The sequence below is a fragment of the Pseudomonas sp. MF09150 genome (genome assembly GCF_059862355.1).
Genome location: NZ_JCBCUS010000007.1, coordinates 200271 through 219382 on the forward strand (window position 1 = coordinate 200271; position 19112 = coordinate 219382).

21 protein-coding genes are annotated in these 19112 nt (G+C 61.2%); 7 read left to right on the forward strand and 14 right to left on the reverse strand.

Features of this window, described 5'->3' with window-relative positions:
• Positions 1 to 2 precede the first annotated feature (2 nt).
• From ngg to AC19YX_RS24560, 3 genes are all read left to right on the forward strand, one after another.
• Positions 3 to 1748: an N-acetylglutaminylglutamine synthetase gene (gene ngg, locus AC19YX_RS24550; protein ID WP_421548408.1), complete on the forward strand. Its 1746-nt coding sequence runs from the start codon at positions 3 to 5 to the stop codon at positions 1746 to 1748.
• A 129-nt stretch (positions 1749 to 1877) separates the two neighbouring features.
• The gene (locus tag AC19YX_RS24555; RefSeq protein WP_078470723.1) at positions 1878 to 3062 is read left to right on the forward strand and encodes an osmoprotectant NAGGN system M42 family peptidase; all 1185 of its coding nucleotides are present in this window, start codon (positions 1878 to 1880) and stop codon (positions 3060 to 3062) included.
• Between the two features lie 88 nt (positions 3063 to 3150).
• The gene (locus tag AC19YX_RS24560; RefSeq protein WP_020299615.1) at positions 3151 to 3378 is read left to right on the forward strand and encodes a YheU family protein; all 228 of its coding nucleotides are present in this window, start codon (positions 3151 to 3153) and stop codon (positions 3376 to 3378) included.
• A 28-nt stretch (positions 3379 to 3406) separates the two neighbouring features.
• On the opposite strand, the gene AC19YX_RS24565 is transcribed toward AC19YX_RS24560, so the two are convergent.
• The 3 genes from AC19YX_RS24565 to AC19YX_RS24575 all read right to left on the reverse strand — a co-directional run bounded on the left by AC19YX_RS24565 (position 3407) and on the right by AC19YX_RS24575 (position 4960).
• Complete coding sequence (locus AC19YX_RS24565; protein WP_078470724.1) at positions 3407 to 3739, reverse strand: YnfA family protein; 333 nt, start codon at positions 3737 to 3739, stop codon at positions 3407 to 3409.
• Between the two features lie 64 nt (positions 3740 to 3803).
• Positions 3804 to 4619, reverse strand: a complete 816-nt coding sequence (locus AC19YX_RS24570; RefSeq protein ID WP_020299613.1) for an SDR family oxidoreductase — start codon at positions 4617 to 4619, stop codon at positions 3804 to 3806.
• A 152-nt stretch (positions 4620 to 4771) separates the two neighbouring features.
• Complete coding sequence (locus AC19YX_RS24575; RefSeq protein ID WP_153050235.1) at positions 4772 to 4960, reverse strand: hypothetical protein; 189 nt, start codon at positions 4958 to 4960, stop codon at positions 4772 to 4774.
• On the opposite strand from AC19YX_RS24575, the gene AC19YX_RS24580 reads away from it, so the two are divergent.
• The gene (locus tag AC19YX_RS24580; RefSeq protein WP_177323429.1) at positions 4953 to 5111 is read left to right on the forward strand and encodes a DUF3309 family protein; all 159 of its coding nucleotides are present in this window, start codon (positions 4953 to 4955) and stop codon (positions 5109 to 5111) included. The two genes, AC19YX_RS24575 and AC19YX_RS24580, sit on opposite strands and share 8 nt — an antisense overlap.
• 69 nt (positions 5112 to 5180) lie before the next feature.
• Here the strand turns inward: AC19YX_RS24580 and AC19YX_RS24585 are convergent, their stop codons facing one another.
• The 6 genes from AC19YX_RS24585 to AC19YX_RS24610 form a co-directional block, all read right to left on the reverse strand.
• Positions 5181 to 7274: an LTA synthase family protein gene (locus AC19YX_RS24585; RefSeq protein ID WP_500607232.1), complete on the reverse strand. Its 2094-nt coding sequence runs from the start codon at positions 7272 to 7274 to the stop codon at positions 5181 to 5183.
• A 297-nt stretch (positions 7275 to 7571) separates the two neighbouring features.
• A complete protein-coding gene (gene speE / locus AC19YX_RS24590) occupies positions 7572 to 8447 on the reverse strand; it encodes a polyamine aminopropyltransferase (protein WP_020299610.1) in 876 nt (291 codons plus the stop codon).
• A gap of 227 nt (positions 8448 to 8674) precedes the next feature.
• The gene (locus tag AC19YX_RS24595; RefSeq protein WP_020299609.1) at positions 8675 to 8866 is read right to left on the reverse strand and encodes a PLDc N-terminal domain-containing protein; all 192 of its coding nucleotides are present in this window, start codon (positions 8864 to 8866) and stop codon (positions 8675 to 8677) included.
• A gap of 83 nt (positions 8867 to 8949) precedes the next feature.
• On the reverse strand, positions 8950 to 9480 hold the full coding sequence (locus tag AC19YX_RS24600) for a hypothetical protein (protein WP_078470726.1): 531 nt from the start codon (positions 9478 to 9480) through the stop codon (positions 8950 to 8952).
• 96 nt (positions 9481 to 9576) lie between these two features.
• Positions 9577 to 10095: an ankyrin repeat domain-containing protein gene (locus AC19YX_RS24605; RefSeq protein WP_020299607.1), complete on the reverse strand. Its 519-nt coding sequence runs from the start codon at positions 10093 to 10095 to the stop codon at positions 9577 to 9579.
• Positions 10096 to 10192: 97 nt separating this feature from the next.
• Positions 10193 to 12031, reverse strand: a complete 1839-nt coding sequence (locus AC19YX_RS24610) for a long-chain-acyl-CoA synthetase (protein ID WP_201131933.1) — start codon at positions 12029 to 12031, stop codon at positions 10193 to 10195.
• A 501-nt stretch (positions 12032 to 12532) separates the two neighbouring features.
• Between AC19YX_RS24610 and AC19YX_RS24615 the strand changes: the two genes are divergently transcribed.
• Positions 12533 to 12811, forward strand: a complete 279-nt coding sequence (locus AC19YX_RS24615) for a DUF3509 domain-containing protein (protein WP_020299605.1) — start codon at positions 12533 to 12535, stop codon at positions 12809 to 12811.
• A gap of 57 nt (positions 12812 to 12868) precedes the next feature.
• Here AC19YX_RS24615 and mtnC read toward each other — a convergent pair whose 3' ends face one another.
• The 5 genes from mtnC to aroC all read right to left on the reverse strand — a co-directional run bounded on the left by mtnC (position 12869) and on the right by aroC (position 17103).
• Positions 12869 to 13552 (reverse strand): acireductone synthase, encoded by a 684-nt coding sequence (mtnC, locus tag AC19YX_RS24620; protein WP_500607233.1) that lies wholly within the window; start codon positions 13550 to 13552, stop codon positions 12869 to 12871.
• A 4-nt stretch (positions 13553 to 13556) separates the two neighbouring features.
• A complete protein-coding gene (locus tag AC19YX_RS24625) occupies positions 13557 to 14102 on the reverse strand; it encodes a 1,2-dihydroxy-3-keto-5-methylthiopentene dioxygenase (RefSeq protein ID WP_078470730.1) in 546 nt (181 codons plus the stop codon).
• A 106-nt stretch (positions 14103 to 14208) separates the two neighbouring features.
• On the reverse strand, positions 14209 to 14829 hold the full coding sequence (locus AC19YX_RS24630; protein ID WP_500607234.1) for a methylthioribulose 1-phosphate dehydratase: 621 nt from the start codon (positions 14827 to 14829) through the stop codon (positions 14209 to 14211).
• Positions 14826 to 15977 (reverse strand): MFS transporter, encoded by a 1152-nt coding sequence (locus AC19YX_RS24635; protein ID WP_201131936.1) that lies wholly within the window; start codon positions 15975 to 15977, stop codon positions 14826 to 14828. The genes AC19YX_RS24630 and AC19YX_RS24635 overlap by 4 nt, the downstream gene beginning before the upstream one ends.
• A 34-nt stretch (positions 15978 to 16011) precedes the next feature.
• Positions 16012 to 17103 carry a chorismate synthase gene (gene aroC / locus AC19YX_RS24640; protein ID WP_500607235.1) on the reverse strand — a complete coding sequence of 364 codons (1092 nt, stop codon included), beginning with the start codon at positions 17101 to 17103 and terminating at the stop codon, positions 16012 to 16014.
• Positions 17104 to 17244: 141 nt separating this feature from the next.
• Here aroC and AC19YX_RS24645 point away from each other — a divergent pair, with 141 nt between their 5' ends.
• Both AC19YX_RS24645 and AC19YX_RS24650 read left to right on the forward strand, forming a co-directional pair.
• Entirely contained in the window at positions 17245 to 18198 is a 954-nt protein-coding gene (locus AC19YX_RS24645) for an alpha/beta hydrolase (protein ID WP_020299599.1), read from the forward strand.
• Positions 18199 to 18297: 99 nt separating this feature from the next.
• Positions 18298 to 19089: a hypothetical protein gene (locus AC19YX_RS24650; RefSeq protein WP_078470734.1), complete on the forward strand. Its 792-nt coding sequence runs from the start codon at positions 18298 to 18300 to the stop codon at positions 19087 to 19089.
• Positions 19090 to 19112 lie beyond the last annotated feature (23 nt).

Genomic DNA, 19112 nt, shown 5'->3' on the forward strand with positions numbered 1-19112 from the left:
CGATGAAACCCCACGCCACGGCTTACAGCCAACGCTTGTTACGCGGTCAGGCGCCGTCTTATGAACGCCTGCAAGCGCGCTTTGCCGAAGACGGCAGCGAGCCCGGGCCGGAACCCATTGCCGTGCATTGCGGGTGGGGCCGGCTGCTGATCGGCCATACCTTTCCCGACCCGGCGAGCCTGGCCCAGGAGTTGCTCAACGAACAGCCCGGCGAGCGCGATATCGCGCTGTATGTGGCAGCGCCGCAGCAGATTCTGGGGCTGGAGCCGACGCAGCTGTTTCTCGACCCGTCCGACACCTTGCGCCTGTGGTTTAGTGATTACCGCCAGGCGACCCGGGTCTTTCGCGGGTTTCGCATCCGCCGCGCGCAGAACGAGGCCGACTGGCAGGCCGTCAACCAGCTGTACCAGGCGCGCAATATGCTGCCCATCGACCCGGCGCTGTTGACTCCGCGCCACGCGGGCGGCCCGGTGTACTGGCTGGCGGAAGACGAAGACAGCGGCGCGGTGATCGGCAGCGTGATGGGGCTCAACCATCACAAGGCGTTCCAGGACCCGGAAAACGGCAGCAGCCTCTGGTGCCTGGCGGTAGACCCGCAGTGCACCCGCCCCGGTGTCGGCGAAGTGCTGGTGCGGCACCTGATCGAGCACTTCATGAGCCGTGGTCTGAGCTACCTCGACCTGTCGGTGCTGCACGACAACCGCCAGGCCAAGAACCTCTATGCCAAGCTCGGTTTTCGCACCCTGTCGACCTTTGCCATCAAGCGCAAGAACGGCATCAATCAGCCGCTGTTCCTGGGCCCTGGGCCCCAAGCCGAGTTCAACCCCTACGCGCGGATCATTGTCGAGGAAGCCCATCGCCGCGGCATCGATGTGCAGGTCGACGACGCCGAGGCCGGGATGTTCACCCTGAGCCACGGCGGGCGCCGGGTGCGCTGCCGCGAGTCCCTGAGCGACCTGACCAGTTCCATCAGCATGAGCCTGTGCCAGGACAAGAGCCTGACCCACAAAGTGCTGCGCAGCGCCGGGCTGAATCTGCCCGCGCAGCAATTGGCGGGTAACGCCGACGACAACCTGGCGTTTCTCGATGAACACGAGCGGGTCGTGGTCAAGCCCCTGGACGGCGAGCAAGGCCAGGGCGTGGCGGTCGACCTGCGCAGCATTGAAGAGGTGCAGCAGGCTATCGATCATGCCCGGCAGTTCGACGGCCGGGTGTTGCTGGAAAGCTTTCACCAAGGCCTGGATCTGCGAATCCTGGTGATTGGCTTTGAAGTGGTGGCGGCCGCGATTCGCCGGCCTGCTGAAGTGATCGGTGACGGTCAGCATTCAATCGGTGCCCTGATCGAAGCCCAGAGCCGCCGACGCCAGGCCGCTACCGGCGGCGAAAGCAAGATCCCCCTGGACCACGAAACCCAGCGCACCCTGCATGCCGCAGGCTATGACTACAACAGCGTACTGCCGGCAGGCGAACGCCTGTTTGTGCGACGTACCGCCAACCTGCACACCGGGGGCACCCTGGAAGACGTCACAGCGATATTGCATCCGACCCTGGTCGACGCTGCGGTGCGAGCCGCGCGGGCGCTGGATATCCCGATGGTCGGCCTCGACCTGATGGTGCCGGCCGCCGATCAGCCGCAGTACGTGTTTATCGAAGCCAATGAACGCGCCGGCCTGGCCAACCACGAGCCGCAACCGACGGCGGAGCGCTTTGTCGATCTGCTGTTCCCCCATAGCCAACCGGCGACCTAGGTTCGCCCTGGGCCGGCATCGGCAGCCCGACGGGCTGTGGTGCCGGCATCAAGGCCCTCGACCTGCACCAGGCAACACGCCCTTGGCCTCATCGAAACCATCGATGCCCTTTACTCATCAGGAGTTTCCATGACCCGTAAAATCCCCGAACCCGACCTCACCTACCTGCAGAAAGTCCTCCTGGAGATGCTGGCCATCCCCAGTCCGACGGGCTTTACCGACACCATCGTGCGTTACGTCGCCGAACGCCTGGAAGAACTGGGCATTCCCTTTGAACTGACCCGCCGTGGCACCATCCGCGCCACCCTCAAGGGCCAGAAAAACAGCCCGGACCGCGCGGTCTCGGCCCACCTGGACACCATTGGCGCCAGCGTCCGCTCGGTCAAAGACAATGGGCGCCTGACCCTGGCCCCAGTCGGCTGCTGGTCCAGCCGCTTTGCCGAAGGCAGCCGGGTCAGCCTGTTTACCGATAACGGGGTGCTGCGCGGCAGCGTGTTGCCGTTGATGGCCTCCGGGCACGCGTTCAACACGGCAGTGGATGAAATGCCCATCAGCTGGGACCACATCGAGCTGCGCCTGGACGCCTATTGCACCACCCGCGCCGACTGCGACTCCCTGGGCATCGGCGTCGGGGATTTCGTCGCCTTCGATCCGCTGCCGGAGTTCACCGAAAGCGGGCATATCAGCGCCCGCCACCTGGACGACAAGGCCGGGGTCGCCGCCTTGCTGGCCGCGCTCAAGGCCATTGTCGACAGTGGCGAACCCTTGATGATCGACTGCCACCCGCTGTTCACCATCACCGAGGAGACCGGCAGTGGCGCGGCGGCCGCCCTGCCCTGGGATGTCAGCGAGTTTGTCGGCATCGACATCGCCCCGGTCGCGCCCGGCCAGCACTCCAGCGAACACGCGGTGAGTGTCGCCATGCAGGATTCCGGCGGCCCTTATGACTACCACCTGTCGCGCCACCTGCTGCGCCTGGCCCATGACCACGAGTTGCCGGTACGCCGGGATTTGTTCCGCTACTACTTCAGCGACGCCCATTCGGCGGTCACCGCCGGTCACGATATCCGCACGGCGCTGCTGGCCTTCGGTTGCGACGCGACCCACGGCTACGAACGCACTCATATCGACAGCCTGGCGGCGCTCAGTCGTTTGCTCGGGGCTTACATCCTCAGCCCGCCGGTATTCGCCAGCGACGCGCAACCGGCCCAGGGCTCACTCGATCGCTTCAGCCATCAACTGGAGCATGACGCACAGATGGAGAGCGACACCCGAGTGCCGTCGGTCGACAGCCTGGTCGGGCAAAAATCATAACGGCGACTGACACCCCGCCTGCACGCGCTTTGGCTGGCGGTGCAGGCCCGGGCGCAGTAGCATCCGGGATTGTTTGCCGGAGGCCCGTATGCTGATTCCCCACGACCAACTTGAAGTCGACACCCTGACCCGCCTGATCGAAGACTTCGTGACCCGCGACGGCACCGATAATGGCGATGACACGCCACTGGAAACCCGCGTGCTGCGGGTGCGCCAGGCCTTGAGCAAGGGTCAGGCGCTGATCGTTTTCGATCCGGAGAGCGAACAGTGCCAGTTGATGCTCAAGCACGATGTGCCCAAGGCCCTGTTCGACTGAAGAGTCTGCGGGCCCGCATTGGGCCCGATCAGCCGTTGGAGAAGCGTGGGCCGAACAGGATGACGCTCGCGCCTATCACACACAGTGCCACCCCGAGCCAGTCCGAGCTCAGCGGACGCACCCGCTCCACCAGCCCCAGCCAGCCAATCGAAGCGATGATATAGATCCCGCCATAGGCGGCGTAGGCGCGCCCCGCATAAGTGGCCTCGACGCGGGTCAACAACAGGGCAAACAAGGTCAGGCTCAATAGCGCGGGGATGATCCACCAGGCACTCTTGCCCTGGCGCAACCACATCCAGAAGGCGTAGCAGCCAGCGATTTCAAATAGCGCGGCAAGGAAAAACCACAGGTAATTGAGCATGCAAGGTCTCGTCAGGATTGCCAGATGCCGGCAACCCTAACGACGCACCGGCCAGCGGGCAAGTTCAGCTTGCGCTTTGCCGGGCCTTGGCCCGCATCTTGTCGGCCATCAGGGTCATTTCGTCGTACAGCAGCTGCGGGTTCTTCTGCTTCAGGGCCCAGGCCATGCGGCCCTGCTCATGGGGCAGGATCATGAACTCGCCGGCGGCGACCTGACGGTAGATATAGTCGGCAATGTCGGCCGCGCTGATGGGCGAGCTTTCAAGCAGTTTGCCGACCTGGGCTTTCATCGCCGGGGTCGGGCCACGGAATGAATCCAGCAGGTTGGTCTGGAAGAACGACGGGCATACCACATGCACCCCGACCTCCTGTTGCGCCAACTCGATCAGTAGGCTTTCCGACAGCGCCACCACACCGGCCTTGGCCACGTTGTAGTTGCTCATGGCCGGGCCCTGCATCAGGGCCGCCATGGAGGCGATGTTGATGATCTTGCCCTTGCTCTGTTCCAGCAACGGCAGGAACGCCTTGCAGCCCTTGACCACGCCCATCAGGTTGATTGCAATCTGCCAGTCCCAATCCTCCAGGGACAGCTCGCTGAAAAACCCGCCCGAGGCCACCCCGGCGTTGTTGACGATCACATCGATACCGCCCAGCTTCACCTCGCAGGCCTGGGCAAACGCGGTCAATTGGCTGTAGTCGCGCACATCGCAGCGCTGCACGAAGCCATCGCCACCCGCCTCGCGCACCAGCTTCAGGGTTTCCTGCAAGCCCGGCTCACTGACATCGGACAACGCCAACTGCCAACCTTCACGAGCCCAGCGCAGTGCGATTTCACGACCCAGGCCGGACCCGGCGCCAGTAATCATCATGCGATTTTGCATAGGAGTTGCCTTGTTGTTCCGGGGAAGTTGAGCCGCAGTGTAGCGAAGGAGCCTGGCTCTCCCACGTACCATCAGAATGCTGAATGCCCCAGGCAAACTTAGCCCCCATGCCTTGCACAATCCGAGTCGGGACTTGGCGCGAATCAATAAGTTCAGCGCCGAGGGGCAATTGCCCCAGCATTAAAAGAAATAAACCCGTGTGCAAAAAACATTAAAAATACTTGGAATTTTTTCTCCGCGTGCAGAGTCGGATTTATTAAGCGGTTCGGCTTAGTTGATAACTGAACCTCGTCGTCAAACAGCCGCGTCTTGACCGAAAACTCCAATAAGGAAATCGACATGGGCACAATTCTGATCGTTATTCTGATACTTCTTCTGATCGGTGGTCTTCCGGTGTTCCCGCACTCCAGAAGCTGGGGTTACGGCCCGTCCGGTATCATCGGTGTGGTTCTGGTAGTGCTGCTGGTATTGCTGCTGCTGGGTCGAATATAAGCACAGCACTATTGTATCGCTGAAAAAAAAGAGGCCCTTGCGGGGCCTCTTTTTTATTGCGCTTACTGATCAGTCCGGCTTGCCATCGATAACACCGGCCGTGTTATCAATCAGACTCTTGGTGGCTGTTTGCAGGAAGGCTTCCAACTTGAGTTTCATCTCGGCGGTATCAGGTGCGTCCGGAACGATTTCAGCTCGTGGGTTAGTCCCCAGTTGGTATTGGTACATCTTGGGCAGCATTTCCTTTTCCTTCGGCAGCACCAGGATCTCACCCGCCGTCACAATGGCGGTGGTCTGCTCGCTACCCGATGGCTTGATCACGCCAAACCCGGTGTCGCCTTCCGGCAGGTTCAGCAGGTCACGGCCCCAGCACTGGTGACGCACTTCGCCACCCAGGCGGCCCATGATGGTCGGCACGATGTCGACCTGGGTCCCGACGATATGGCTGCGCGGACCGAACTTTTCCTGGATCCCCGGCGCGATCATCAGCATCGGCACGTTGAAGCGGCCCAGGTCCATTTCGGTGATCTGGCGCTCGTTGCCGAAGCCATGGTCACCCACCACCACGAACAGGGTTTCCTTGAAGTAAGGCTCTTTACGCGCCTTCTCGAAGAACTGGCCCAACGCCCAGTCGGCGTAACGCATGGCGGTCAAATGCTCATTCAGGGTGCCGCGATCGGTCACCGGCTCAACCGGCAACGGCGTCGGCAGCGCGTAAGGCGTGTGGTTGGACAGGGTTTGCAGCAGGGCATAGAACGGTGCGCCATTCTCCCGCGCCTTGAGCTCGACCAGGCCGCGATCGAACATATCCTGGTCGGATACGCCCCAGGTCGGATCGGAGAACACCGGGTTGACGAAGTCGTTGCGCCCGACAAAGTTGGTCATGCCCTGGTTGCTGAAGAAGCCCGACTGGTTATCCCAGGCGAAGTCGCCGTTGTAGACGTACACATCGTCGTACTTGCGAGCACTGAGCAGTTGCGGCAGGCCCGACAACTTGTGGCTGCCTTCCGGGGTCTGCATCAGGTATTCGAAACCGGGCAGGTTCGGGAAGCAGGCCATGGTGGCAAACATGCCCTGGTGGGTATGGGTGCCATTGGAGAAGAAGTTGTCGAACAGCAGCCCTTCCTTGGACAACTTGTCGAGGTACGGCGTGATGTTGCCGGGAGCGCCCAATGCACCGACCGAGTGACCGGCCATGCTTTCCATCAGGATCACGACCACGTTCTTGATCGGCAGGGTCTTCTCGGCGGGCGGCGTGTAGTCACGGCGCACGGCGGCCGTGCTGGCATCCACCAGTTTTTCGTCCGGCATCACCAGCATTTGGCGCACGATCTTGGTTGCCTCTTCCTGAGGCAGGGTGGCTTTCCAGATGTTGCCGCGGTCTTCCGACATGCGGTCCTTGGCTGCCGCCACCAGTTGCAAGGTGCCATTCAGGCCGAGCTGGTTGGCGAAGTTGGAGTCGGTGGTGTAAACGTCACCCCAACGCAGCGGCGGCCCTTGGCGCAAGGTGCCGCGCGCTGCAACCACACAGATCAGCAGGCAAACCACGAACACACCGACCCGGGCGTACCAGGGGGCGATCTGCCGGGTGCCGATGCTGCCACCACTGAAGGGGCCACGAGGGCGGGTCGCACGGTCGGCGCCCTTGAACGCCAGGCTCAGGATCCAGGTACCCACGGCCCACGCCAGCAGGTAACGCACCACCGGGAAGCCATACCAGAGCATGCTCATCACGGTTTTCGGGTCTTCCTTCACATACTGGAAGACCAGGCCGTTGAGGCGCTGGTGGAACTCACGGTAAAAGTCCATCTCCATCAGGCCGAGGAACAGCGCGATGCTCGATACCAGGGTCAGCCAGAAGCGGAAGAAGCCGCGTGCGGCCATGGCCCTGGCGCTGAACAGTGCCAGCAACAGCGGAATGCTCAGGTACACCACCAGCCGCAGGTCAAAACGCAGACCGTTGGCGAACGCTTCGAGAAAAGTCGAAGCCGGGGTGTCGAGGATCATCTCGCGGTTGTAGGCCAGCAGCGCCACGCGCAGCAAAGTGAACATCACCATCATGACCAACGCGCACAGCAGCGTATAAGCCAGGTGGGATTTGACGGTCGGTTGCAGCAGGCGATTCGAGGCTCGCTGCTGACTCAGGGCGTCCGGGTTTGCCATGTCGTTTTAGGACCCATTGGAAGTTTAAGTTTCAAAAATGCAGCTGCGCTCTGCCCTCTTTTCGCCACCAGGGGCAGGGGGGATACGCGGAGCGCAAATGTTGCACGATCACTCGTGGCATTGCCATTGATTACTGGCAAACACCCAAGCAAGCCCGCAACGGCTCTAGGGCAAGAGATTGCGTCACAAAACAGAGGAAACGGTGCGGGCGGATTGTCTTGGAAACTTTGTGAAAATTTTGTGCAACGCATATTTGGTCACATAAAAAAGGGCCCTGAGGCCCTTTCCATATGATGATCAGTCGTTGCTCGGTTTGTTCACTGCTTGCAAGACGTATTGCGGCAGGGCAAAGGCGCCGATATGAATTTCCGGGTTGTAGTAGCGCGTCACGATACCGCTGCCGGCAAAACGCTGGCGCAGGACGTCACGGGACAGCTTGCGATAAGCGGTGTCGGTCGCGCCCCAGGCAAAGGTCATGGCACCGCCGATGTAGGTCGGAATCGCCGCCTGATAGAAGTGCCAATCCGGGAACAGGCTGCGCAGGCGGCCGGCGGTGGTCTGGACTTCACCCAGTTGCATGAACGGCGTGCCGTTCTGGGTCACCAGGATCCCGCCTTCATTCAGGCAGCGATGGCAGGCCTGGTAGAAGTTTTCCGAGAACAGGACTTCACCCGGGCCGATCGGGTCGGTGGAGTCGGAGATGATCACGTCGAACTTCTCTTCGGTGGTAGCGACGAAGCGCATGCCGTCGTCGATCACCAGGTTCAGGCGTGGATCATCGAACGCACCCTTGGAGTGGTTGGGCAGAAACTCCTTGCACATTTCGACCACGGTGCCGTCGATCTCGACCATGGTGATGTGTTCGATACCGCGGTGCTTGGTCACTTCACGCAACATGCCGCCGTCACCGCCGCCGATGATCAGCACGCGCTTGGCCGTGCCGTGGGCGAGGATCGGCACGTGGGTCAGCATCTCGTGGTAGATGTATTCGTCAGCCTCGGTGGTCTGGATCACACCGTCCAACGCCATGACCCGGCCCATGCGCGGGTTTTCGAAAATCACCAGGTGCTGGTGTTCGGTACGCACTTCGTGAAGCATTTTTTCCACGCGAAAACGCTGGCCGTAGCCTTCGTAGAGGGTTTCCAGGTATTCGCTGGTCTTGGTGCTGCTCATGGGTAAGTCCCCCGATAAATGCTGGTGGCAACGGACGGTTACCCGCCCATGATGGTCGGATGCCGACACCTGCGTGTGGGCATTCGACCAAGGAAAGGCGCGCATTCTACGTCGCCGAACATGACAGGTCGAACCTTCTGGTTCGACTTTCATGCCCGGCCCGGGCCACGGCATGGATCACCCGGCAGCCGTTGCCGGGGCTCGGGGGTAGTTACACCCGCTGGGGGTCAGATCCGCACGTTGCCTCGCGGCCCGGCGATCGCCCAGATAATCAGGCCCAGCACCGGCAACAGGATGATCAGCAGCACCCAGATGATTTTCATCCCGGTTTCTGCGCTACTTTTCAGAACGTTGATGATCGCCCAGATATCCAGCGCCAGAATAATCAGGCCGATAAGGCCATTGAAGGTGGATCCCATGGTGTTGCTCCCAAGTGATGGATTGCACCCTTAGGATAGCCGCGCCTGGCCAGGGTTCCGTTTTATTGCGCAGATCGCCGGTTTTAAACGTGAATCGCGACCTTGAGCGCTTCCAGGGACGGCGCAGCGGCGATCCCTACCTCGGCGCACAACTCCAGGACGCGCGGCACGTCGTTGCCATACACCAGCACCAGTTGCAGCTCGTCATCCAGCAGTTGGCTGAAATTCATCAGCACATAACCGCCGTTTTCCGGGTTCATGCTGGCCATCTGGATCTGAATGCGGTTGAGGGCAGTCAACGCCTCGGTCTTCGCCAGTTGCTTGGGCTTGATGTTGAAGGTAACGCCCGGGCCGAACGAGTCGACGATCTGGGCGAACAGGTCAACATAGGTATCGGCCTGGAACAGCACGGTGTCCGGCAGACTACCCACTACCACCCACTCACCCAGCGGGATCGGGAAAGTATCGTCGTAGTTGATGTCCGGATTGGCCGTCAGAAACGCTTCGGGGTCGGCGTAGGCTTGCGCCGCGTCGGTGGCGATTTGCTCGATTTCAGCATCGCCCATGCACCCGGAGCTGATTTTGCCGATGAGTTCGATTAGGGCGGTTTTCATGGGTGCATCCTGAAGGCGAGTGATTTTTTCGGGCGCGCAGGATAGCGCAAAGGCCAGGAGGCGGCGAGGGTGTTGCGCCCTCGCCCTCCCCTGCGGTCAGCCCAGCAGGCGCTCAAGCTGCGCGATCGTGTCCTTGGCGCCCATGGTCTTGGCCGCCTCCAGCGCACTCACGCCATTCGCGTCGCGGCCCTTGGGGTCGGCGCCCTGGCTGATCAGGTAGTCGACGATCTCGGTGCGGTTGAACATCGCGGCCATCATCAGCGCGGTACGGCCGTCGAAGGACGAACCTTCAACCTCGGCGCCGCCCTCGACCAACGCCTTGACCACCGCCAGGTCGCCCTTGAACGCCGCGCCGGCAATCGGGCTCTGCCCGTTATCGTTGCGAATCTCCGGGTCGGCCTTGTGTTTGAGCAGCACTTGCACCGCGTCCAGGTGGCCGTGGTAGCTGGCGAGCATCAGCAAAGTGTCGCCCTTATGGTTGCGCAGGTTGATCGGCAGGCCGTTGCTCACCAGCCTGTCGAGCATCAATGCGTCACCCTGACGGGCCACGTTGAACACCTGCTCGGCAAACTCCTCAGCTTCTTCCTGGGTCATCTGGCGGCTGTTGTCTGTCATCGGAAACTCCACATTCGGCAAATTGCAAAGGCGCTAGTTTCCTTAAGCCGCCCCGGCCCTGTCACCCCTTTTTTCTCAAGAGCGGCCATAGCCAGAATCAATAACGGAATTTGCCCGACTGGATATCCAGCACCGTCTGTTCAGTTACCTGCACATAGGTATCCGAGCCTGGCAGCCAGGCATAGATCGGGTCGTCACCGGTCTTGGCGGGGTCGAAGGCTTCTTCCTTGAGCCGGGTTTTCTGGTATTTGAAGGTGCCGGTGGTTTCCATCTTGACCTTCACCCGCAGGAACAGCGGCACGGCATACGCCGGCATCTGCTCCCGGGCAAATTGCAGCAGGTCGCGAAAATCCAGGGTCGCCAGGGACTCGGCCGGGGTGATCGCCGCCATTCCGGCACGGCCGTTGGTGTTGTGCACTTGCACTCCGTAGGCCACGGCCTCGGCGATATGGGGGTGTTGCAGGAAGATATTCTCGACCTCGGTGGTGGAGACGTTTTCGCCCTTCCAGCGATAGGTATCGCCCAGACGGTCGACGAATTGCGCATGGCCAAAACCGATATCGCGCAGCAGATCGCCGGTGTTGAAGTAGCGATCGCCCTTCTCGAACACATCGCACAGCGTGACCTTGCGGTTTTTCTCTGGCTCGGTGTAGCCGTCCAGAGGCGCCTTGTCATCGATCTTCGCCAACAGCAGGCCCTGCCCGCCCTTGGCGACCTTCTGCATGAACCCGGCACTGTTGCGGATCGGTTCCCCCGTGTCGTGGGCGTACTCCACCAAGGCCCAGGACGCCAGGGAAAACCCAATGGTGTTGTTGAAGTTGAGCACGTTGGTGAAACCGATATTGCCGTCGCTGGCGGCGTACAGCTCGCAGATATGCCCAACTCCGAAACGTTGCTTGAACTCGGCCCAGACGCCCGGGCGCAGGCCATTGCCGATCATCTTCAACACCGGGTTGTCACGGTCCCGGGCGCTGGGCGGCTGATCGATCAGGTAGCGGCAAAGCTCGCCGACATAGCCCAGGGTGGTGGCATTGAATTGTCGTACGTCATCCCAGAACCGGCTGGCACTGAACTTGCGCCGGATCGCAAACCCCGAGGCGCCGACAATGGCCGAACCCCAGCACACACAAAGCCCGGTGGCGTGGTACAGCGGCAAGGTGCAATAGACCACGTCTTCGGGCTGCATATTCAGGGCGATGGTGCCGAAGCTGGCGGAGGTGCGCATCCAGCGCCCGTGCTTGAAGATCCCGGCCTTGGGCAGGCCTGTGGTACCGGAGGTATAGATGTAGAAGCACGGGTCATCGAGGTAGATCTGCTGGGTGCTCGGCGGATTGCTCGATGGCGAATCGGCGCTGGCGCTGATCAGATTGATGTAGCCCTCGGGCGCCTCGCCCGGATCGACAAAGGTCTGTTGATCGGCAACAAACCAGGTCCGCTGCGCGTCGATCGCCAACTGCGGGCGAACCGCGGAATAGGCCGCGACCAGTTCGCCACCAACCACAATCGCTGCCGGCTTGACCAGATTCAGGCTGTGCGCGAGCACGCCCTGGGTCTGCGCCGTATTGAGCATTGCGCAGATGCCACCCAGCTTGGCCACCGCCAGCACCGTCACCAGCAGTTCCGGGCGGTTCTCAATGAAGATCGCCACCACATCGCCCTTGCCCAGGCCCTGTTGCTGCAGGTAATGAGTGATGCGGTTGGCCCATTGGTTGACCTGTGTATAAGTCAGCCGCTGGTTGCCATAGAGCAGCGCCGCGCCATCGGGATTGCGCTGTGTTGCCTGTTCGAAGGTCCAGCCCAGACCGCAGGCTTGATCAGGTTTCTCGACGTTGGCCGCTTTCATGCCCTTGAGCACCCGAGGCAACGCCCGGGCAATGGACGGCAACTTACGAATTATCATGCCCCAGGTGATCATGTCGCTTTGATTGCTGTTCATGGATCCCATCCTGTTTCTTATTATTCGGTCGAGCGGACCTCGCAATCCGCCGCTCATGACTTTCCTTGTCGTGATAACCGGCACTACTCGGCAACTCCCGTAAACAGCTGGCACAACGCTTGGCCACGACAGCCGTGAGGCAGCGTTGCAGGCTGAAAAATACGTCAGCCGTTCTCGGACTGTACACGTGGTTTTTGCAAAGTTTTGTATCCCTTGGCAACGCCTGCCCTGGGGAAAAATTGCCGACCGCAAGTCTGAGCCATGGAATTTTTAGGACGGTGCCAGGGTCACAGCGGTACCCGGATCGAGCGCCAGAGCCCGCCCGAACCACGCAAAATGCAGGATGCACGATGGCCATTCATGCAATATGCACGAAAAAGAAAAATCGGATAATTTGTAACATCTTGATTTTAATAGAGTTTTATTAAAATCAAATACTGGCACAATCGCTGCACCTATCACTCCACGCTTGCCATTCAAGAGCTAACGGAGCTGATAGACATGAGCCTGATCCAAGAAAAATTTTCGTCGCTGTTCTCCAACTTCGAAGTCACCACCCAGCCACGTCCTGACGGCGGCATCCTGCTCACATTGCGCAATAGCGAAGGCCGACAGTTCAAACGGTCGATCTCCTACGCGCAGTTGCATGCCGGTGACCAGTTGTCTTGGGTGATCAGTGCGATTCGTCGCGACCTGGCCGAACAAGCCAGCGAGTTGCCACAGATTTCCATGCTGCAAAGCCAGAATCGCTTCGCCCTGCCGACCTATCACTCCGTTTGAGTGAAGCTCGCGCCACACCTCAGGCCGTGCCAGCCTTGCGCTGACACGGCCTTCGTTTTAGAAGCTGGTCGGATCGATATCGGCAAAGCTCGTTACATTGAGATGCCCCAACAATTCCCCGCCGTCGCGCACCAGGCCACAGGTGGCCATGCCAGCGGCTTTGGCTGCGTCCAGTTCCTGGACGATATCCGACAGGAACAGCACCTGCGCCGCCGGGCAAGCCATGGCCTGGCTGATGCGGCGATAGGATTGCTCCTCGCGCTTGGGGCCTGAAGTGGTGTCGAAATACCCGCTGAACAGCCCAGACAGATCCCCGGCATCCGAACAGCCGAAGATCAGTTTCTGCGCCTGGATCGAGCCAGACGAGTAGACATACAACTCATAACCCTGCTGATGCCAGTGCTGCAGCGCTTCGACCGCGTCGGGGTAGACATGCCCTTTGAGCTGGCCGGCCTGATAACCCTGCTCCCAGACCATGCCCTGCAATGCCTTGAGCGGCGTGGCCTTGCGGTCTTCGGCGATCCAGCCCAACAGAGTCTCGATCACCCGCTCCACATCCGCCGCCGTTTCGCCGCTGTCCTGGCGCACCGCCTGCAACTGCTCGGCCACATCTGCGCGGGTGGCGTGCTGGCGAACAAAGTCGGGCAAATGCGTGGCGGCGTAGGGAAACAGCACATCAAACACGAAACTCACCGCGCTGGTGGTGCCTTCAATGTCGGTCAGAATGGCCTTGATCGGCATCCGCTCAATCCTCCAGGCGTGGGAAACGGCTGGCGATGTCTTCGCCGGTGAATTGAGCGACCCAACCTTCTGCATTATTGAACAGGCGGATGGCGACGAAATGCGGGTGCTCGCCCATGTCAAACCAGTGCGGGGTGCCAGCTGGCACCGAGATCAGGTCGTTTTTCTCACACAGCACCGCGTACACATAATCATCGATATGCAGGGTAAACAGCCCACGCCCGGCGACGAAAAACCGTACTTCATCTTCGCCGTGTCGGTGCTCGTCGAGGAACTTGGCGCGCAATTCAGCTTTTTGCGGGTGATCGCTGTTGAGGCTGATGACATCGACGGTGATGTAGCCGCGCTCGGTCATCAGGCGATCGATCTGCACCTGGTAGGCGGCGATCACTTCTTCCTGGCTGGCACCCGGCTCGATCTTGCTAGCAGCTTGCCAGCGATCGAAACGCACGCCCTGCTCGGCCAGGGTCGAAGCGATATCGTCGAAATGGGTCAGGACCTTGTTTGGCAGGTCCGGGCTGGATACGTGGTAAACGGACAGGCTGCTCATAATGGCAACTCCTAGGTCTTCGTCCCGCCTTCCGGCTTTTACACACCGGTCAGGCGAGGCACTTCATCAGGCGATGGCTACTTCGGTCGAAGAAAGCCTTGACGGTTTAACGGTTCAGGATCGCGCGGGTCTTCAACTCGCATTCGAACAGAAACTCAAAAGCCTCGATCTGGCGCAGCGCATCACTCATGCGTGCGCCCCAGGTGTACAGGCCATGGCCGCGAATCAGGTAGCCGACGCAATCCGGGTGGGCCTCCAGCCAGGGCTGGACCTTGGCTGCCAGGCGCGCAATGTCCTGATCATTGTCAAAGATCGGTACCCGTACCCGCGACTCGTGGGTCGAGACGCCGCTGAAGGCTTTCTGCAGTTCGTAGTCTTCGAACTCGATCACGGTCCCCGGGGTCAGGCGCGAGAGCACTGTGGCGTTCACCGAATGGGTATGCAATACCGCACCGATCTGCGGGCGCCAACTGTAGAGCTGGGTGTGCAGCAGGGTTTCCGCCGACGGCTTCTTCCCCGGTTCCAGGCTGTTGCCGGCCAGGTCGGTGGCCAGCACATCGTCCACCCCCAACTGCCCCTTGTGCTTGCCAGAGACCGTGAGCAAAGCCTCGGTCGACGACAGGCGGGCCGAATAGTTGCTGCTGGTGGCCGGCGACCAGCCGCGGCCATAAAGAAAGCGCCCGGCATCGATGATTTCCTGGGCGAGCTGTTCACGGGTAAGGCTCATGGCCTGTCCTCTTGCATACGTGTGGCAATGATAACGGCTGCAGCCAAAGCTGCGACGCTGGCAATACTAAAGGTCAACACAGGTCCCAGGGCATTCCAGCTGTAACCGGAATACAAGGCCCCCATGGCCCCGCCGGCACCGGCCAGGGCGGCATACAGCGCCTGGCCCTGCCCCTGCTGGCGGGCACCGAAACTACGTTGCACGAAATGAATGGCAGCCGCATGAAAGCTGCCGAATGTCGCCGCGTGCAGCACCTGGGCCAGCAACAAGACCCCGAGGTACTCGGCAAACTCTCCCAGCAGCAGCCAGCGCAAGGCCGCCAGCAGCACACTCGCCAGCAGCACCCGGCGTACTGAAAAGCGCGCCAGGATCCGGCTCATGGCCAGGAACATCAGCACTTCGGCCACCACCCCCAGCGCCCACAACAGGCCGATCAACCCACGGCTGTAACCGAGTCGCTCCAGGTGCAACGTGAGGAAGGTGTTATACGGGCCATGGCTCAACTGCATCAAGGCCACGCACAGATAAAACGCCAGGACGCCCGGCACCCGCAGTTGCTTGAGAAACCCCGAACCGGCCGAACTGTTGCTGCCCTGGGTCGCAGGCTGGGCATTGGGCACCCAGGCGCTGCTGAGTACGATTCCGGACATGATCACCACCAGCGTCACCGGGTAGATATCCAGGCTCAGCCATTCGAACAGGCGCCCGATGATGACCACCGCCAGGATAAAACCGATCGAGCCCCACAGGCGGATCTGGCTGTAGCGTGCGGGCTGGCCCCGCAGATGGGCCAGGGTGATCACTTCGAACTGGGGCAGCACTGCGTGCCAGAAGAAGGCGTGCAGGGCCATGACCATCGCCAGCCAGGCGTAGGTCTTGCTGATGAAAATCAGCGAAAAACTCAGCAACGTGCAGATCGCGCCAAAACGCACGATAGCCAGGCGCCGCCCGCTGTAGTCCCCCAGCCAGCCCCAGATATTGGGCGCCACGCAGCGCATCAGCATGGGGATGGCCACCAACTCGCCAATGCGCGCGCTGGAAAACCCCAGGTGGTCGAAATACAGCGCAAGAAACGGCGCGGTCGACCCCAGCAAGGCGAAATAGAACAGGTAGAAGCTGGAGAGCCGCCAGTACGGGAGCGCCGCCACGGCGTTCAGACCGTGGCGACTGGCAGGACCGCCATTACAACTGGCCCAGCACCGGCGTGCTGACGCGCACGTCGGCATTCTGCCCGCGATGACGCAGCAGGTGATCCATCAGCACGATGGCCATCATCGCCTCGGCGATCGGCGTGGCGCGAATGCCGACGCACGGGTCGTGACGGCCCTTGGTGATGACGTCCACCGGGTTGCCATCAACGTCGATGGAACGGCCCGCAGTGGTGATGCTGGAGGTTGGCTTGAGTGCTAGGTGGGCAATGATCGGCTGTCCCGAAGAGATCCCGCCGAGGATGCCGCCGGCGTTGTTGCTGAGGAAACCTTCCGGGGTCAGTTCGTCACGGTGTTCGGTGCCGCGCTGGGCGACGCTGGCAAAGCCGGCGCCGATCTCCACGCCCTTGACCGCATTGATGCTCATCAGCGCGTGGGCCAGTTCGGCGTCCAGGCGATCGAAAATCGGCTCGCCCAGGCCCGGCATCACGCCTTCGGCGACTACCGTGATCTTGGCTCCGACCGAATCCTGGTCGCGGCGCAACTGGTCCATATAGGCCTCCAGCTCCGGCACTTTGTCCGGGTCGGGGCTGAAAAAGGCGTTGTCTTCCACCGAGTCCCAGGTCTTGAACGGGATCTCGATCGGGCCCAACTGGCTCATGTAGCCGCGAACCACAATACCCTGGGTGGCCAGGAACTTCTTGGCGATGGCACCGGCCGCGACGCGCATGGCGGTTTCCCGCGCCGAACTGCGGCCGCCGCCACGGTAGTCGCGTACGCCGTATTTATGGTGGTAGGTGTAGTCAGCGTGAGCGGGGCGAAACAGATCCTTGATCGCCGAGTAATCCTTGGACTTCTGGTCGGTATTGCGGATCAGCAGACCGATGGCGCAGCCCGTGGTCTTGCCTTCGAATACCCCGGAAAGGATCTCGACCTCATCGGGCTCCTGACGCTGGGTGGTATGGCGGCTGGTGCCGGGTTTGCGCCGGTCCAGGTCACGTTGCAGATCGTCCAGCGACAGCTCGAGGCCCGGCGGGCAGCCGTCGACAATGGCGACCAACGCCGGACCATGGCTTTCGCCCGCGGTGGTGACAGTGAACAGCTTGCCGTAGGTATTGCCGGACATGCGGGGAGCTCCGTGAAATCAGCCGAAATAACTCAATCAGGATTACTGAGCGCGCCAGTATACGCAGGCTATCGGACTAGTTCATCCTCGAACCTTATTCGTACCGGGAAGTCCAACCGGCACCTTATCCATGATGGCGTGATGATGCTGCGAGTTCTCCTCTTGAGCCTTACCCTGTTCACCGGCCTGGTCCAGGCCGCCGTATTGCAACGCCCGATCAGCCTGGACACCGGGCACGGCGAACTCTATGGCTCGCTGCTGCTGCCCAAATCCGAGCAGCCGGTGCCGGTGGTGCTGATCATCTCCGGCTCCGGGCCCACCGATCGCGACGGCAACAACCCGGACGGCGGGCGCAATGACAGCCTCAAGCGCCTGGCCTGGGTGCTGGCCAAGCACAACATCGCCAGTGTGCGCTACGACAAGCGCGGGGTCGCCGCCAGCCTGGCCGCGACCCCGGACGAACGCAACCTGACCCTCGACGCCTACGTGTCGGACGCCGTGGCCTGGGGCCAGAAGCTCAAGGCCGACTCGCGCCTGGGCCCGCTGATCGTGCTTGGCCACAGTGAAGGTGCGCTGATTGCCACCCTCGCCGCTCCGCAACTGGATGCGGCGGCGGTCATTTCGGTGTCCGGCACCGCGCGCCCGGTCGACCAGGTACTGCGCCAGCAGTTGAGCTACCGCCTGCCACCCGCGCTGATGCTGCGCGCCAACGAACTCCTGGACAGCCTCAAGGCCGGCCGGGTGGATGAAGACGTGCCGCCGCAACTGCAGGTGATCTTCCGCCCCAGCGTCCAGCCCTACCTGATCACCCTGTTCCGGGAAGACCCGTCCGCCGCCTTTGCCAGACTGAAAATGCCGGCACTGATCATTCAGGGCAGCAACGACATCCAGGTCGGCGTCGGCGATGCGCAAATGCTCAAGGCTGCCAAGCCGGATGCGCAGCTGGCGCTGATCGAGGGCATGAACCACGTGATGCGCATCGTGCCCAACGACATCAAGCGTCAGTTGGCCTCGTACAAGGATCCGCAACTGCCACTGGCCGCCGAGCTGGGAACGAAAATTCTCGGATTTATTGACGGACTTCACATCCGTTAACGCGTTTTCGCCCTCCAGTCCTGAAAAAAACGGCCGATAAGCCTTTGCCGGCCGCTTACTTTCCGTCGGCAAGCAGCGCTTGGACAGGACCTCGCCGTTATGACTGAAACCCCGAATTCAACCGACACCGAACTCGACAAACCCGCCCCGGAGGCGGTCGAGCGGCCGTGGGCGGATGTGCATGCCGAGCACCATAAGATGCTCCGCCTGGCACCGCTGCAGACTGATCGCGCCACCGGTGGGCGGCCTTTGCGTTTTGTGGAGTTCGGTTATGCCGAGCGCAGTAACAAAGAGCACAGCTTGTTGCGCATGAGTATTTCGTTGCCCGGGCAACGGGTACGCAAGGAACAGAATCATCTGGATTTGTGGGTCGACCATGCCACCCACAGCGTCACGTTCCAGCCGGAAAGCGGTTTGCAGATCGAACCGGCAAACCGCGGCATCGGCCGCTTCCTACTGGCCCAGGCGGCGATTTGGGCGCAGAAGAAGTGGTCGCACTATCGGATCGAAGGCTTTGACCTGGCAAACAAGGATGCGCTGAACGAAGACACGCGCCTGCGCCGCGACCACGTGCTGCGCACCCAGGGCTTTGATGTGGTCTACGCCGATGCCCAGCACTTGAAGGGCAGCGTGAAGGCGGTGCAGGTCGGTGAGCTGCTGGACAAGTGGAACACTGAGAAGCTGCAGTTCGTGGAAATCCTCGAAGCCGCGCAGATGCTCCAGCAAGCCGAACAGAACCTCGAAGAGCTGGAAGGCAAACTGCGCAAGCAGGACGAAAAGGTCAGCAAGTACAAACGCGAAGACACCGGGCTGCGCTTTACCATCAGTTGCCTGGTGGCCTTTGCGGTGTTCCAGGCCGGGCTGCTGATCTGGATCGCCACCCACCGCTGAATATCCGTGCTGTCACGTAAAAG